Genomic DNA, 14,125 nt, shown 5'->3' with positions numbered 1-14,125 from the left:
GTCCACGATTCGTGGATCGTTGTTTGACCGTGCTGCCTTGCCCCGGGCTGAGATGTCGGTCCGCGGGGAGCGCGCGGGTCAGTGAATTTCGGGCTCGGGAATGCCTCCGGCGCCCTCGAGGAAGTCGAAGTCGCAGCCCTCATGCGCCTGCCGCACGTGCTGGGCGAACAGGCGGTTGTAGCCCCGGGGATAGGCCCGGTCCGGCGGCACGAACGAAGCGACGCGCGCGGCGATCTCGGCCTCGTCCAGATGCAGGTGGATGCGCCGCTCGGACACGTCGACGGTGATCAGGTCACCGTTGCGTACGGCCGCAAGCGGCCCGCCGGCCGCCGATTCCGGCGAGACGTGCAGGATGCAGGCGCCGTAACTGGTGCCGCTCATGCGCGCGTCCGAGATGCGCAGCATGTCGCGCACGCCCTGCCGGAGCAGGACCTTCGGGATCGGCAGCATGCCCCATTCCGGCATGCCCGGGCCGCCGATCGGGCCGGCATTGCGCAGGACCATGATGTGGTCCGGGGTGACGGCGAGGTCGAGGTCGTTCACCGCCGCGCTCATGGCGTCGTAATCGTCGAACACCAGGGCCGGCCCGGTATGCTTGAGGAAGCGCGGATCCGCGGCCGGCGGCTTGATCACGCAGCCATGCGGCGCGAGGTTGCCGTACAGGATCGCGGTGCCGCCGGATGCGACGATCGGCTTGTCCAGGGGGCGGATGACGTCGTCGTTGTAGACGCTCATGCCGGCGAGCCCGTCGCCGATCGTGCCGCCGGTGACCGAGCGGGCGTCGAGGTGGAGGAGGGGGGACAGCCGCACCATCAGCGCCCGGATGCCGCCGGCGATATGGAAATCCTCCATCAGCCAAGCGCCCGAGGGCCGCAGGTTGGCGATGACTGGCACCTTCTGGGCGAAATCGTCGAATTCGGACAGCTTGATCGGGATCCCGGCCCGGCCCGCCATCGCCACCAGATGGATCATCGCGTTGGTCGAGCCGGCCAGCGCGTTGTGGACCACGAGGGCGTTCTCCACCGAGCGCCGGTCGAGGATGTCGGACGGCTTCAGGTCCTCCCAGATCATCTCGACGATGCGCCGGCCGCAGGCGCTGGCCATGCGCGGATGGTCGGCATCGGCCGCCGGGATTGAGGCCGCGCCCGGCAGCGACAGGCCGAGCGCCTCGGCGATCGACGTCATGGTCGAGGCGGTGCCCATGGTCATGCAGGTGCCGAAGGTGCGGGCGATCCCCGCCTCCATGTCGTTCCACTGCTGCGTGGTGATGGTGCCGGCTTCCTTCTCGGCCCAGTATTTCCACACGTCGGAGCCCGAGCCGAGGATCTTGCCGCCGGAATGCCCGCGCATCATCGGCCCCGCCGGCAGGAAGATCATCGGCAGGTTCATGGAGATGCCGCCCATCACCGTGCCCGGCGTGGTCTTGTCGCAACCGCCCATCAGCACCGCCCCGTCCACCGGGTGCTGGCGCAGCAACTCCTCCACCTCCATGGCCAGGAGGTTGCGGTAGAGCATCGTGGTCGGCTTGACGAAGTTCTCCGAGAGCGAGAGCGCCGGCAGCTCGATCGGGAAGCCGCCCGCCTGCCAGACCCCGCGCTTCACCTGCTCCACCCGCTCGCGGAAGTGGAGGTGGCAGGGGTTGATGTCGCTCCAGGTGTTGATGATCCCGACGATCGGCTTGCCGGTGAAGTCGGCGCGCTCGTAGCCCATCTGGAGCATGCGCGAGCGGTGGCCGAAGCTGCGCAGGTCGGTGGCGCCGAACCAGCGCTGGCTGCGCAGATCGCCGAGGGTCTTCTTGTGTGCGTTCATCAGACGGTCTCCGGTCTCACGCGCTCGGTCGCGGCGGCCGGTCGGCCGGCCGTGCCGCCCCGGCCCGCCCCCGTCGCGCCCGGCCGGACCGCCAGGAAGGTCATCGTCGCGGAGGCGAGCGCGCAGGCGGCGAGGAAATACAGGCCGGCCTCGTAGGTGCCGGTGGCGTCCTTCAGCCAGCCCAGGACGTAGGGGCCGACGAAGCCGCCGAGATTGCCGATCGCATTGATCAGCGCAATGCCCCCGGCCGCGGCCGGTCCCGACAGGAACTCGCCGGGCATCGCCCAGAAGGCGGGCTTGGTGCCGTAGAGCCCGATCGCGGCCACGGACATCGCCGTAAGCGACCAGAGACTGCCCAGCATCGGCCCCGCGGCGATCAGGCCGAGCATGGCGATCACGCCGGCGACCACGAAGTGCCAGCGCCGCTCGTCGTTCCGGTCCGACGACCAGCTCCAGGCGACCATACCGACCGTGCCGACGACGTAGGGGACCGCGGTGGCCAGGCCGGTCTCCCAGTCCGTGAGCTTCAGGCTCTTGAGGATCGGCGGCAGGAAGAAGGTGATGCCGTAGGTCGCCGTGCCGATGAAGAAGTAGATCGACGCGAGCGCCAGCACCCGGCGGTCGGTCAGCGCCTGTTTCAGCGTGAAATGCCCGTGCGTCTGGACCGTGTTCCGGCGCTCGGCCTCCAACGTGTCCTCAAGCCAGCTTCGCTCCTCGGGCGCGAGCCAGGCGGCCTTGGCGGGGCGGTCGGTCATCAAGGCGAGCACGACGAAGGCCAGCAGGATCGAGGGCACCGCTTCCAGGATGAACAGCCACTGCCAGCCGTACAGGCCGAGCACGCCGTCGAGCTGGAGCAGCGCGCCGGAGATCACCGCCGTGAGGGCGTTCGAGCCCGGCACCGCCAGGAACAGGGCCGCCACCACCCGGGCCCGGTAGCGCCGGGGAAACCAGTAGGTGAAGTACAGGATCATGCCCGGGAAGAAGCCGGCCTCGGCCATCCCGAGCAGGAAGCGCATCGTCAGGAAGCTCACCGGGCCGGTGATGAAGGCCATGGCGCCCGCGACCAGGCCCCAGGTGACCATGATCCGGGTGATCCAGAGCCTCGCGCCGTTGCGCTCCAGGAGGAGATTGCTTGGTATCTCGAAGATGACGTAGCCGAGGAAGAAGATCCCCGCACCCCAGCCGTAAATGGTCGCCGAGAAGCCGAACTCCCGGTTCAGCCCGAACGAGGCGAAGCCCACATTCGTGCGGTCCATGTAGGCGATGAAGTAGATCAACACGATGAGCGGCAGCAGCCGCCACGAAACCTTCGCGACCGTGCGCCGCTCGATCTCCGGCAGCGCCGAGACCGCAGGCATGCCCCCCGACATAGCCCCCTCCCAATCTTGCGTTTTCGGTGCCGGCTTCGCGCCGATCGGCATCGGGCGTCGTCAGCGCCCGTTCTGCTTCCGCCACGCGGCGAAGTCGGCGAGACTCTGCTCGTCGGTGGCAGGGTAGAGGCCCAAGATGGAGCGGCCCTTGCGGACCTCCTCGGTGACGAAATCCTCGTAGGCGGTCATCTCGACCGACTCGTCGGCGATCTCGTCGGCGAGGTGGGCGGGAATCACCGCCACGCCGTCGCCGTCACCCACGATCACGTCGCCCGGGAAGACCGGGGCGTCGCCGCAGCCGATCGGCACGTTGATGTCGATCGCTTGGTGATGGGTGAGGTTGGTCGGCGCCGAGGGGCGCACATGGTAGCTCGGCATGTCGAATCGGGCGATCTCGTCGGCGTCGCGAAAGCCGCCGTCGGTGACGAGACCGGCGCAGCCGCGCACCATCAGCCGGGTCGCCAGGATCGAGCCGGCCGAGGCCGCGCGCGCATCCTTGCGGCTGTCGATCACGAACACCGCGCCGGGCGGGCATTCCTCCACCGCCTTGCGCTGTGGATGCGCCCGGTCCCGAAACACCGTGATCGGGTTCAGGTCCTCGCGGGCCGGGATGTAGCGCAGGGTGAAGGCCTCGCCGACCATCGTGGCGCCGCCTGCTCGGAGCGGGCGCACGCCCTGGATCATCTGGTTGCGCAGGCCGCGCTTGAACAAGGCGGTCATCAGCGTCGCCGTGCTGACGGTCTTGAGCTTGTCACGCGTCGCGATGGATAGCCCCGGCATCCGCATCATCCCCCTGAAAGCGGTCGCCGTCGAACCCGGATCATCGAGGATCCGGCCGGCGCGGATGCGCCCTGGGCGACCAGTGATATCTCAGGGCTTGAGTAGGGCGCCCACCGGAGCCATTGTCAACCGGAGCAGGCGTGGGCTTCGGGACAGACGGGGGGCAGGTTGGCCGGGGAGCGGATTTTGTCGGCGGGTGCCGACGCGTTCGGAGTGCAGGTCGATGCCAGGCGGCCGCGTTCCCTGTCCGAGACCGCCTACGACGCGATCGAGCAGATGATCATCAGCCGGCGCCTCGCGCCGGGCGCGATGGTGTCGGAGGGGGAGCTCGGCGCGGAATTGGCCCTCGGGCGCACCCCGGTCCGCGAGGCCCTGGCGCGACTCAAGGCGATCGGCTTCGTCGAAGTGCATCCGCGCCGCGGCGTGCTGGTCACGCAGGTGGACATCATCAAGCACCTCGAGTTGCTTGAAGTCCGGCGCCCGCTCGACGCGCTGGTCGCCCGCTGCGTGATCGCCCGCGCCTCGGACGACGACATGGCGACCTTGCAGGCGCGCACCGAGGGCCTGCTCGCGGCCGCCGCGGCCCGGGACCGCGAGGTCTATTTCCGGCTGAAGCGCGCCCTGCACGAGGCGATGGTCGCGGCGGCGTACAACACGACCCTGACCGGCACGATGGGCCCGCTCCACGCCCAGTCGCGGCGCTTCTGGTATGCCCACGAACCCACCGCCAGCTTCCTCGACTGCGCCGGCATCCACGCGGCGATCGTGGCCGGGATCGCCGCTCGCGACCTCGAGCGGGCGCTTGCCGAAATCGGCACGCTGTTCGACCTCCTCGACCGGATGACGCGCCGGGCCCTCGACCGCCAGCCCCTAGTCTGACAGGTTGACCACGCCACCCGCAGCCCTATCCTGGGACTGAGATATCAGTCGCATCCCAGGAAACGGCATCGGTCGGGCCAAGGCCGCGACAGGCCGGCCGGCTGCTCCTGGGGACATGCTCCGGGGCGCCGTCAACGCCAGGGAGAAACGACTTGAGCGGATTGCCCCAACGCACCGGCGCGCAGGTACTCGTCGATCAGCTGATCGCCCAGGGCGTGGAGCGGGTCACCTGCGTCCCCGGCGAGAGCTACCTGGCCGTGCTCGATGCGCTGCGCGACAGCGGCATCGACGTGCTCGTCTGCCGCCAGGAAGGCGGCGCCGCGATCATGGCCGAGGCCGCCGGCAAGCTCACGGGCCGCCCCGGCATCTGCTTCGTCACCCGCGGGCCCGGGGCCACCAACGCCTCGGCGGGCGTCCATATCGCGCGCCAGGATTCGACCCCGATGATCCTGTTCGTCGGCCAGATCGCCCGGGCGATGCGGGACCGGGAAGCATTCCAGGAGGTCGATTACCGGCAGATGTTCGGCGGCCTGGCCAAATGGGCGGTGGAGATCGACGATGCGGCCCGCATCCCGGAGATCCTCGCGCGCGCCTTCCGGGTCGCGCTCCAGGGCCGGCCGGGGCCGGTGGTGATCGCTCTGCCGGAGGACATGCTCGACGATGTCGCGGCGGTGGCCGACGCCCCACGGGTCGTCCCGGCCGAACCGGCGCCGGCGCCGGCCGATGTGGAGCGGCTGCGCGCGCTGCTCGCCGAGGCGCGGCAGCCGATGCTGCTGCTCGGCGGTTCGCGCTGGACTGAATCGGCCCGCACGGCCCTGGGCGCATGGGCGGAGCGCCACGACGTGCCGGTGGCGGTGTCGTTCCGGCGCGCCAACCTGTTCTCCGCCGACCATCCGAATTTCGCCGGCGAGCTCGGGATCGGGCCGAACCCGGCCCTCCTGGCCCGGATCAGGGATTCCGACCTGCTGCTCATGGTCGGCGCGCGTCTGTCCGAGATGCCGGCCCAATCCTACGGACTCCTCGGCATTCCCAATCCCGGCCTGCCGCTGATCCATGTCCACCCGGACCCGGCGGAACTCGGCCGGGTCTACCAGCCGGCGCTGGCGATCCAGGCCACCCCGGAGGCGTTCTGCGCGGCCCTGCCGGCCTATGATGCCCCCCGGACCGGCCGCGCCGCCGAGGCGCACGCCTCCTACCGCGCCTGGTCGGAAACCCCGGAGCCGAAGCCCGGCGCATTCCAGTACGGCGCGGCGATCACCTGGCTGCGCGAGCGGCTGCCGCCGGACGCGGTGATCTGCAACGGCGCCGGCAACTTCGCCACCTGGGTGCACCGCTACTACCGGTTCCGCGCCTTCGGCACGCAGCTCGCCCCGACCTCGGGCTCGATGGGCTACGGCCTGCCCGCCGCCGTGATGGCCAAGCGCAGCCTCCCCGAGCGGATCGTCGTGACGCTCGCCGGCGACGGCGACGTGATGATGACGGTGCAGGAATTCGCCACCGCCGTGCAGTACGGCGTCGCCATCATCGTCGTGGTCCTCGACAACGGCATGTACGGGACGATCCGGATGCACCAGGAGCGTGAGTATCCCGGGCGCGTCTCGGCGACCGAGCTGCGCAATCCCGATTTCGCCGCCCTGGCCCGCTCCTGCGGCGGCCATGGCGAGCGCGTCGAGCGGACCGAAGAGTTCGCCCCGGCCTTCGAGCGCAGCCTCGCCGCCGGCGTGCCGGCGATGATCCACTGCCTCGTCGATCCGGAGGCGCTGACACCGACCATGACCCTCGCGGCGATCCGCGCGAAGGCCCTGGCGGCACGCGAGGGCTGAGAGGCCTTCCTTGAACACCGGCCCGGTGCGGATCCTCCGTACCCATACGAACAGGAGTCGACGATGACCGTGCGTGGCGAAAACCTGATCGGCGCCCAGGCCCAGCGAGGCACGCAGGCGGCGTTCCGGGCCGTGGAGGCGGCCACCGGCCAGGCCCTGGAGCCCGAGTTCCCCGGCGCGAGCCTCCAGGATCTCGATCGGGCCTGCGCCCTGGCGGAGGCCGCCTTCGACACCTATCGCGAGACCGATCCGGAAACCCGGGCGGCCTTCCTCGAGACAATCGCCGCCAACATCCTCGATATCGGCGACGACCTCGTCACCCGCTGCATGCAGGAGACCGGGTTGCCCCGGCCGCGGATCGAGGGCGAGCGCGGTCGCACCGTCGGCCAGCTGCGCCTGTTCGCCGGCGTGTTGCGCGAGGGCAGCGCCTTCGAGATCCGCATCGACCCGGCCCTGCCGGACCGCAAGCCGCTGCCGCGGCCGGACCTGCGCCTGCGCAAGGTCGCGCTCGGACCGGTGGCGGTGTTCGGCGCCAGCAACTTCCCGCTCGCCTTCTCGGTGGCCGGGGGCGACACCGCCTCGGCGCTGGCGGCCGGCTGCCCGGTGATCGTCAAGGCCCATCCGGCTCATCCCGGCACCTCGGAGCTGGTCGGCCGGGCGATCCAGAAGGCGGTGGCCGCGAGCGGCTTGCCGGAGGGGGTGTTCGCGCTGCTGTTCGATGCCGGCCAGTCGATCGGGCAGGGGCTGGTGGCCGATCCCCGCATCGCCGCGGTCGGCTTCACCGGATCGCGCCGGGGCGGCACCGCCCTGACGGAGATCGCGGCCAAGCGCCCGCGGCCGATCCCGGTCTATGCCGAGATGAGCAGCATCAACCCGGTCCTGCTGTTCCCGGGCGCCCTGGCGGCCCGGGGCGAGGCGATCGGCCGGGCCTTCGCGGCCTCCCTGACGCTTGGCGCCGGCCAGTTCTGCACCAATCCAGGCCTGATCCTGGCGGCGTCGGGCCCGGGCCTCGACGCCTTCCTGGCCTCGGCCACGGCCGCCCTGCGGGAGACGGCCGCCGCGACCATGCTGACCCCGGGCATCCACAAGGCCTATTGCGACAGTGTCGCGCGGCTCGCCGGCCACGCCGCGGTCACGCGCCTCGCCGAGGGACCGGAAGGCACCGCGACCCAGAGCCGGGCGGCCCTGTTCGCCACCGATTCGAGCGCCTTCCTGTCGGAGCCCGAGCTGCAGGAGGAGATGTTCGGCGCCGCGGCCCTGGTGGTGCGCTGCCCCGACCTCGCCGCGATGCGGAAGGTCTTGGACCATCTCGAAGGCCAGCTCACCGCCTCCCTGCACATCACGCCTGAGGACCATGCGGCCGTGCGGGACCTGCTGCCGCTGCTGGAGCGTCGCGTCGGCCGCATCTTGGTCGACGGCTTCGGCACCGGGGTCGAGGTGGCCCACGCCATGGTCCATGGCGGCCCGTATCCGGCGACCTCCGACGGGCGCACGACCTCGGTGGGCAGCCTCGCGATCGACCGCTTCCTGCGGCCGGTGAGCTACCAGGACCTCCCCGAGGCGCTGCTCCCCACGGCCCTGAAACAAGCCAACCCCCTCGGCCTGCCGCGCCGGATCGACGGCGTTCTTGAGCGCCGCTGACGCGACCGGTCGCGCGGGGAAGGGCCAGCCCGTCCATCCCCGCGCGCCAACCTCGAACGGTGCAGTTTGCGCCCGATCGAGCGCTTGCAACGCCGAGACTCCCCGTCTAGACAGCCCCAGCCCACGGTGGGGCGTCGCCAAGTGGTAAGGCAGCGGTTTTTGGTACCGCCATTCCCAGGTTCGAATCCTGGCGCCCCAGCCAAAAACCTGAGGAATATCAAAGCCCTCAGGACTGGGACATAACGGACAGCCCGGAACAGAAGGTGTTTTTCCGGCGCACAAGAGTCGGCACAATTTCGAGATGGCATTTAGACCGCCTCCGATCGTGGAGTGGTCCCTCGCCTGACGTGCCGGCTTCAAAACTACGCAAGCAGGCTTTGCCTCGACGACGATACGGTCCTTTGATCGTAGACGCCCGTCCCCGGCCCGCGGTAGCTTCGCCTTATGAGCAAGGACCGCCATCCGATTCGCTGGCAGGAGGCCGATCCGATCATGGAGGCGGTCGACGCGCTGTTGGCTGCTCAGCTTCCCGTCGTGCTGATTGGCGACGAACTCGAGCATTGGCAGATCGGCGACCTGACCTTCTCGGATGCCGATCTGTGGTGCCTTGCCGCGTGCCGCGAGCTGGTCCAGGACAGCGACCCGCGATAGGCCGCCACCATGGCCAAGGAACCCCCGACCGTCTCCGAGCTGCGCAAGGCCGCCGAGATCACCGACCAGGAGATCGACGCCGCAGTCGATGCGGTGCTCGCGGATCTGGCGACCGAGGCCTACCCGCTCGCGAAGGGCTGGAACCTCGATCTCGTCGGGACGCTCCGCACCAACACACGCGCGGCCGAGGCGCTCACCACCGACAAGCCAGGCTGGAAGCGCAACATGGTCCGGACCGCGATCCTGCTGGCGCACCCGGTGAAGGGATGAGCGCGGATGAACCCAACAGCTCTCGGATGGATGGCCGCGATCCTGGCGGCCGGACTGGCAGTCGGCATCGAGGCCTTCAGGCTCGCCGCCTGGGCCGGGGTGGGCCTGTACGTCCTGGCGCTGATTGTCCTCGTGAACCCGCGGTTCTGGTGGCCGAGCCGGCGTGGAGTCAGCCGGTGAAGAAATGAGCGAGCGCGGCCGTGTCATGGAAGCCGTCGAGGCCTTGATCGCCGCGGGCCACTCGGTCGAGCCGCTCGGCGACGACTTCGCGTACTGGATCGTGGACGGCAAGGGCTTGAGCGACGGCGAGTTGCTCGACCTCGCTGACCGCCTCGGTCTCCTGGATCCGGCGACCGACAAGCTGCACTAGGTCGTCGCAATGGCAGCCGATTCCGACCCGCCAGCGATTGACCCGGTCGAAGCCCTCAAGCAGATCCGGGCGCTCGTCGAGGGTTCGTGCGAAACGACTTACGGGACGCGGGCGGAACCGATCATCCGGATGATCCGCGATATCCTTGATAAGGCGCTGCCGCCCGTTTCGAAGCGCCGGCAGAAAAGGCGGTAGCGTCTCATGACACCGCTGACGCCTATTGGCTGGATCCTGTTCGCCGCCATGTGGCTGGCTGGGCCGATAACTGGGTACACCGGAACGAGCCTGATCGCTTCTGCATGGGAACACCGGAAGCTCGAGACGCGGGGCGTGCTCACTTTCGGGTTCTTCGCGACCCTGCTGGCGATCTCGACGCTGCTGCTCACATTCGTCGCGGGGCTGTAGCGGGCGTGCCCCTCACGCCGAAGCGCCCAGCACCTCAAGGCGCACGGCCGCGCCCGGACACCCGCCTACGCGTGCTGGCGGTGCTGACGTCCGAGCCGTCCACAAGCACCGCGATTGCCGAGCGCGCCGGTTTACCCGGTCGGGAGCGAACCATGCACGCCACCCGTGTGCTGACGCGGCTTGAGGCTGACGGCTTGGCAGTCAGTGAGACCTACCGAAACTGGACCTGGTGGCGTGCAGCGCAGAGGAGCGATGCCCGTGGCTGCGAACGATCCGTAGCGGGCTCTGGCAAGGCCCGCTCCCAGGCTGTTTAGCGGGACATAGAGTACAAGTGTGTTGGGTAAGTTTATACCAGTCCGCCTAGGGCAGTAAAACGCAAAACGATGCAGGCATTTGATCAGGCGAAGACCTGAGACAGGCTTGTTTCAGAATGCGTCGAAGAGATCTTCTGCAAATGAGATTTTGTGCAAGAAAACTACAATCTCATGTCAATATAATTAAAGCAAACCGCCGAATGTTTCAGTCCGCTCAACGCGGAATAAGCTGGCGAGTTATCAATCACATCAAGACTATTCGTTGAATGACAGCCGCACAGCAGAATCGTTGTATATTTGACACGATTCGTCCCATTCAATAATCACGCGCGAGAGCTGGTGATTATCTTGTGTTCCGCGAATTTTGAAGGATTGCCAAGTCAAAAAATCCTGAAATGATGAATTTGTAACTGCAGAGCCTGCCCTGGCTGCCCTGCAGCTGCTTTGACTTGCGCAGACATGATCACGGAACAAGTTCAAACCAAATATTTTTTGACGGAGAGCTGGATGAATATTTGCGCAAATATGATCCAAATTTTCGTTTGCGCAGCGCTTCTAGGCGGTTGCGGAACGTATGTTCCAAGCATTCGCACTATTCCGACTGATGATCCCGGAGAAGAAAATGATATGGTAGCAACCGTCATAAGAAGCATCAATTGTGAGTTAAGCTATACTGTCACCAAAGTAATCCTAAACGATCAAGACGACGCATCGAGGCGCCCCAACAGAAAAATCTATGCGGGGTATCTCAGGGACTGGGGTGCGGAGGTTGCAATTAACTTCACGACTGTTGAGAGATCATCATTTAATCCAACGCTGCTTTTGACACCAATGTCTTCCGCATCCTACGTATTCACCGCTTCAGGAGGCCTTACAGTCAGCAGTGATGCTAATCGCATACAGAAAACTAACATATTTTATACTATTGCCGAGCTATATAAGCCTGATGTATTCAACAATCGCAGGGGACGTGAGGTTTGCAGAGATCCAACTGGGAACAAAGAAGGATCACCTCTCGTAGATATTGATCTTAAACTATTTTCTCTCCTTGAAAGTCGAATTGCATCTGCCGCACTCGGGTCCGCAAAGCTGCCTTCTAACGATCCGACCGTGGCAGGCCTGAAAAACGTACTTAATCAGACTATTTCATTTAAAATAACGTCGTCTGGAAATTTGACTCCATCCTGGAAATTGGTCCCCGCGAGCTTCAATAGCTCTGGAACATTCTTCAGTACCGGTCGAGACAATACACACGAATTAGTATTTACTTTTGGTCCGCTTGATAAATCCGTTCCAGGGATAGCGCAACTTTCGCCGCTTGCGGAGGCGACACACACGTTTACGCAATTACAGAACGGCCTCCAAAACAATCTATTGTCCGGATACGGTCCAAATTTCAGCCTTTTCCCTCGATAGGAGGATGTTAGATGGCTAAATCCAGTAATAAGGCCAAAATTCGCAATAAAAATAAGCGATTGGACGGCAAAACACGGAAACGTAGAGCCGAGCTCAAGAAAATAAGAGCCATTCTTTGTGGGAAAAATGTTGAACAGTCGCTGGTCGAGACTCTTTTACTTCATGCCGCCGTCGTTTTGAATAGCAAAGATATCGATGCGGTCAGCCTTGTGAGAGATCATCTTGCTGAAGGCACGCGTTGTTATACCAGTTCAGGCGGCTCAGATTATGTAAGTTTCTGGTTGGTCCATCAAGGAATTCGCTATAAAGATACAAACATGGAAAGAATGACGAAAGATCAGGCTAGGACGGCAGGTTATCTCCCATGCCAGAGTTAATATTATTGGGACGTATTAGTTATATATGCGTTTTCCTGAAAAAGGAGGGTAATTAAGCAGTTATTACTTCATTTAACACCAGAAATAACCGAGATTTACGCAAAAGTCATGTATCAGTGGAGCGATGAGAAACGTAGAACGGCCGAGTCGGATCGGAGTTAAACCACCCGTTTCGCGGCGAAATGGAGGGGGTCACAATCCACCCAGAGCGATCGCGAAGCCAGATGCAGACGGTGCACGCTCTATGCGTGTGCTACGGGCAATTCGCCGACCTGCGTGGTGTAGCGGGGTGTGCGCATCTCGAACTTCGTGTTCCAGTCGCGCCGGCTCACCAGTCCGGCCCGCGCCGGCACCACCGCGCCCCGGCCCCAACGCGCGTTGCACGCGTCCATCGCCGCCATCAGCGGGCCCGCCCGCGCCCGGTCCAACGCGCCGATCAGCGCCCGCGGGCTGTGCGACAGCGGCACGAGGTCGTTCGTGACGATCCCGGCCTTCGAGTACCGCCACGGCCGCGCGTCCGGCTCGCGCCACGTCTTCGCCACTCCGTGCCGCGCCGCCTTGATCAGCGCCAGCGTGTCCGAGCTGTGCTCCGGCAGCTGCACCGTCGTCGAGACCGACCGCATCGGCTCGTCCCGGTCGTGCTCGCTCGTGTGGTAGAAGATCGTGACGTGGTTGGTGCCGAGGCCCTCGCGCCGCAGCTTCTCGCCGAGCCGCGTCGCGTGCGCCGCCACCGCCTCCTCCAGCACCGCACGCTCGGTGATCCGGCTTGAGAACGAGCGCGTCACCGCGCAGCCCTTACGCCGGCCGGCACCATCTCCAGCGGCAGGCAGGCCGCGCCACGCAGCTCGTAGATGATCCGCTCGCCCACCACGGTCAGGCCCTTGCGCACCGGCCGCGGGTCGAGGTCGCGCAGGTCCGCCACGCTCTCGACCCCCATCGCCTGGAGCTTGGCGAGCGAGGCCCGGCCAATGCCCCAGACCTCGGCGACGTCGATCCGGCACAGCCAGTGCGCGTAGGCCGCCGGGTCGGTCAGGTCGCACACGCCGTCCAGCACCGGCACGGTCTTGGCGATGTGGTTGGCGAGCTTGGCCAACGTCTTGGTCGGGCCGATGCCGACGCAGGTCGGGATCCCGGTCCAGGCCCGCACGGTGGCGCGTAGGTCCAGGGCGAGTTCGACCCGGAGCGCCGGCGCGACGTCCGACAGGTTCAGGAAGCTCTCGTCGATGGAGTAGATCTCCACCTGCGGACTGAACTGCCGGTAGACCGCGTTGGTCCGCCCCGACATGTCGCCGTAGAGGGTGTAGTTCGACGAGAACACCCGCACGCCCTGTGCCCGGCACAGGTCGCGGATCTTGAAGTACGGGTCGCCCATCCTGATGCCGAGCGCCTTGGCCTCGCTGGTGCGGGCGATGGCGCAGCCGTCGTTGTTCGAGAGCACGATCACCGGGACAGTGGCGAGCTTCGGATCGAACACGCGCTCGCACGAGCAGTAGAAGCTGTTGCCGTCGATCAGCGCCACGGCGCGGCCGCCGCCAATCCGGTCGCGCAGCCGGGCCGCCGGGGTGCTCATGAGAGCTGGCCGCGGGCGACGTGCCAGCGGATCGAGAAGCGGATTACGCCCCAGATCACGCCCTCGCCGAGTTCGTCGACCGCAAAGGCGGGCAGATCCGGATTGCAGAAGGCGAGCCGGGCGACGTTGCCGTCGATCACGAGGCGCTTGCAGCTCATCTGGCCATCGACGGCCGCGACGACGATGCTGCCGTGTCCAGCCTTCAGGCTGCGGTCGACACAGGCGAGGTCGCGGTCGTAGATGCCGGCCCCCTCCATGGACGAGCCTGCGATGCGCCACAGGAAGGTGGCGGGCGGGTTCGGCACGAGCCAACGTGGCAGCTCCAGCGCGCCCTCGAGGAAGTCGTCGGCGGGCGACGGGAAGCCGGCGCAGAGGGCCTGACCAATCAGCGGCACGCGGACGGCATCGGGGCTATGGATCAGCAGTTCGTCGATGCGGTGAACTGACATG

15 protein-coding genes, 1 tRNA gene and 1 pseudogene are annotated in these 14,125 nt (G+C 66.3%); 12 read left to right on the top strand and 5 right to left on the bottom strand.

The window, feature by feature from the left end:
* Positions 1 to 78 precede the first annotated feature (78 nt).
* Genes araD through AKJ13_RS00895 form a run of 3 tightly spaced genes read right to left on the bottom strand, consistent with a single transcriptional unit; the run spans position 79 to position 3,959 of the window.
* Positions 79 to 1,809, bottom strand: coding sequence for an L-arabinonate dehydratase (gene araD, locus AKJ13_RS00905; protein ID WP_050731707.1), 1,731 nt, complete (start codon positions 1,807 to 1,809; stop codon positions 79 to 81).
* Positions 1,809 to 3,179 (bottom strand): MFS transporter, encoded by a 1,371-nt coding sequence (locus AKJ13_RS00900; protein ID WP_050731706.1) that lies wholly within the window; start codon positions 3,177 to 3,179, stop codon positions 1,809 to 1,811. The genes araD and AKJ13_RS00900 overlap by 1 nt, the downstream gene beginning before the upstream one ends.
* Before the next feature lie 60 nt (positions 3,180 to 3,239).
* Positions 3,240 to 3,959 (bottom strand): ribonuclease activity regulator RraA, encoded by a 720-nt coding sequence (locus AKJ13_RS00895; RefSeq protein WP_050731844.1) that lies wholly within the window; start codon positions 3,957 to 3,959, stop codon positions 3,240 to 3,242.
* Between the two features lie 186 nt (positions 3,960 to 4,145).
* Here AKJ13_RS00895 and AKJ13_RS00890 point away from each other — a divergent pair, with 186 nt between their 5' ends.
* The 12 genes from AKJ13_RS00890 to AKJ13_RS31200 all read left to right on the top strand — a co-directional run bounded on the left by AKJ13_RS00890 (position 4,146) and on the right by AKJ13_RS31200 (position 12,105).
* On the top strand, positions 4,146 to 4,838 hold the full coding sequence (locus tag AKJ13_RS00890) for a GntR family transcriptional regulator (RefSeq protein ID WP_050731705.1): 693 nt from the start codon (positions 4,146 to 4,148) through the stop codon (positions 4,836 to 4,838).
* 152 nt (positions 4,839 to 4,990) lie between these two features.
* Positions 4,991 to 6,661, top strand: a complete 1,671-nt coding sequence (locus tag AKJ13_RS00885) for a thiamine pyrophosphate-binding protein (protein ID WP_050731704.1) — start codon at positions 4,991 to 4,993, stop codon at positions 6,659 to 6,661.
* A 63-nt stretch (positions 6,662 to 6,724) separates the two neighbouring features.
* Positions 6,725 to 8,302, top strand: a complete 1,578-nt coding sequence (locus AKJ13_RS00880; protein WP_050731703.1) for an aldehyde dehydrogenase (NADP(+)) — start codon at positions 6,725 to 6,727, stop codon at positions 8,300 to 8,302.
* Between the two features lie 127 nt (positions 8,303 to 8,429).
* Positions 8,430 to 8,504 (top strand) — tRNA-Gln (locus AKJ13_RS00875).
* Positions 8,505 to 8,746: 242 nt separating this feature from the next.
* Positions 8,747 to 8,953 (top strand): hypothetical protein, encoded by a 207-nt coding sequence (locus AKJ13_RS00870; protein WP_050731702.1) that lies wholly within the window; start codon positions 8,747 to 8,749, stop codon positions 8,951 to 8,953.
* A gap of 9 nt (positions 8,954 to 8,962) precedes the next feature.
* Positions 8,963 to 9,223, top strand: coding sequence for a hypothetical protein (locus AKJ13_RS00865; RefSeq protein WP_050731701.1), 261 nt, complete (start codon positions 8,963 to 8,965; stop codon positions 9,221 to 9,223).
* A 6-nt stretch (positions 9,224 to 9,229) separates the two neighbouring features.
* Positions 9,230 to 9,403: a hypothetical protein gene (locus AKJ13_RS31825; RefSeq protein ID WP_160320589.1), complete on the top strand. Its 174-nt coding sequence runs from the start codon at positions 9,230 to 9,232 to the stop codon at positions 9,401 to 9,403.
* A 25-nt stretch (positions 9,404 to 9,428) separates the two neighbouring features.
* Positions 9,429 to 9,593, top strand: a complete 165-nt coding sequence (locus AKJ13_RS00860) for a hypothetical protein (protein ID WP_244471471.1) — start codon at positions 9,429 to 9,431, stop codon at positions 9,591 to 9,593.
* A gap of 9 nt (positions 9,594 to 9,602) precedes the next feature.
* On the top strand, positions 9,603 to 9,788 hold the full coding sequence (locus AKJ13_RS00855; protein WP_050731699.1) for a hypothetical protein: 186 nt from the start codon (positions 9,603 to 9,605) through the stop codon (positions 9,786 to 9,788).
* 6 nt (positions 9,789 to 9,794) lie between these two features.
* Entirely contained in the window at positions 9,795 to 9,998 is a 204-nt protein-coding gene (locus tag AKJ13_RS00850; protein ID WP_050731698.1) for a hypothetical protein, read from the top strand.
* 773 nt (positions 9,999 to 10,771) lie between these two features.
* Positions 10,772 to 11,728, top strand: coding sequence for a hypothetical protein (locus AKJ13_RS31205; protein WP_144426150.1), 957 nt, complete (start codon positions 10,772 to 10,774; stop codon positions 11,726 to 11,728).
* An 11-nt stretch (positions 11,729 to 11,739) separates the two neighbouring features.
* Positions 11,740 to 12,105, top strand: a complete 366-nt coding sequence (locus AKJ13_RS31200) for a hypothetical protein (RefSeq protein ID WP_144426149.1) — start codon at positions 11,740 to 11,742, stop codon at positions 12,103 to 12,105.
* A gap of 242 nt (positions 12,106 to 12,347) precedes the next feature.
* Here the strand turns inward: AKJ13_RS31200 and AKJ13_RS00845 are convergent.
* Positions 12,348 to 13,675 (bottom strand): annotated as a pseudogene (locus AKJ13_RS00845) (Y-family DNA polymerase).
* The gene (gene umuD / locus AKJ13_RS00840) at positions 13,672 to 14,124 is read right to left on the bottom strand and encodes a translesion error-prone DNA polymerase V autoproteolytic subunit (RefSeq protein ID WP_050731697.1); all 453 of its coding nucleotides are present in this window, start codon (positions 14,122 to 14,124) and stop codon (positions 13,672 to 13,674) included. Before umuD ends, AKJ13_RS00845 begins: the two are co-directional and overlap by 4 nt.
* Position 14,125: the final 1 nt, after the last annotated feature.

The organism is Methylobacterium sp. ARG-1, assembly GCF_001262595.1.
Taxonomy (GTDB): domain Bacteria; phylum Pseudomonadota; class Alphaproteobacteria; order Rhizobiales; family Beijerinckiaceae; genus Methylobacterium; species Methylobacterium brachiatum.
This window is presented reverse-complemented; position numbering and strand designations above follow the sequence as displayed.

Excerpts from the sequence above, each read along its gene's own strand:
- AKJ13_RS31200 (WP_144426149.1), top strand. The coding sequence starts at position 11,740 with ATGGCTAAATCCAGTAATAAGGCCAAAATTCGCAATAAAAATAAGCGA.
- AKJ13_RS00900 (WP_050731706.1), bottom strand. The coding sequence starts at position 3,179 with ATGTCGGGGGGCATGCCTGCGGTCTCGGCGCTGCCGGAGATCGAGCGG.
- AKJ13_RS00870 (WP_050731702.1), top strand. The coding sequence starts at position 8,747 with ATGAGCAAGGACCGCCATCCGATTCGCTGGCAGGAGGCCGATCCGATC.
- umuD (WP_050731697.1), bottom strand. The coding sequence starts at position 14,124 with ATGTCAGTTCACCGCATCGACGAACTGCTGATCCATAGCCCCGATGCC.
- AKJ13_RS31205 (WP_144426150.1), top strand. The coding sequence starts at position 10,772 with ATGATCACGGAACAAGTTCAAACCAAATATTTTTTGACGGAGAGCTGG.
- AKJ13_RS31825 (WP_160320589.1), top strand. The coding sequence starts at position 9,230 with ATGAACCCAACAGCTCTCGGATGGATGGCCGCGATCCTGGCGGCCGGA.
- AKJ13_RS00850 (WP_050731698.1), top strand. The coding sequence starts at position 9,795 with ATGACACCGCTGACGCCTATTGGCTGGATCCTGTTCGCCGCCATGTGG.
- AKJ13_RS00895 (WP_050731844.1), bottom strand. The coding sequence starts at position 3,959 with ATGCCGGGGCTATCCATCGCGACGCGTGACAAGCTCAAGACCGTCAGC.
- AKJ13_RS00860 (WP_244471471.1), top strand. The coding sequence starts at position 9,429 with ATGGAAGCCGTCGAGGCCTTGATCGCCGCGGGCCACTCGGTCGAGCCG.
- AKJ13_RS00865 (WP_050731701.1), top strand. The coding sequence starts at position 8,963 with ATGGCCAAGGAACCCCCGACCGTCTCCGAGCTGCGCAAGGCCGCCGAG.
- AKJ13_RS00880 (WP_050731703.1), top strand. The coding sequence starts at position 6,725 with ATGACCGTGCGTGGCGAAAACCTGATCGGCGCCCAGGCCCAGCGAGGC.
- araD (WP_050731707.1), bottom strand. The coding sequence starts at position 1,809 with ATGAACGCACACAAGAAGACCCTCGGCGATCTGCGCAGCCAGCGCTGG.
- AKJ13_RS00855 (WP_050731699.1), top strand. The coding sequence starts at position 9,603 with ATGGCAGCCGATTCCGACCCGCCAGCGATTGACCCGGTCGAAGCCCTC.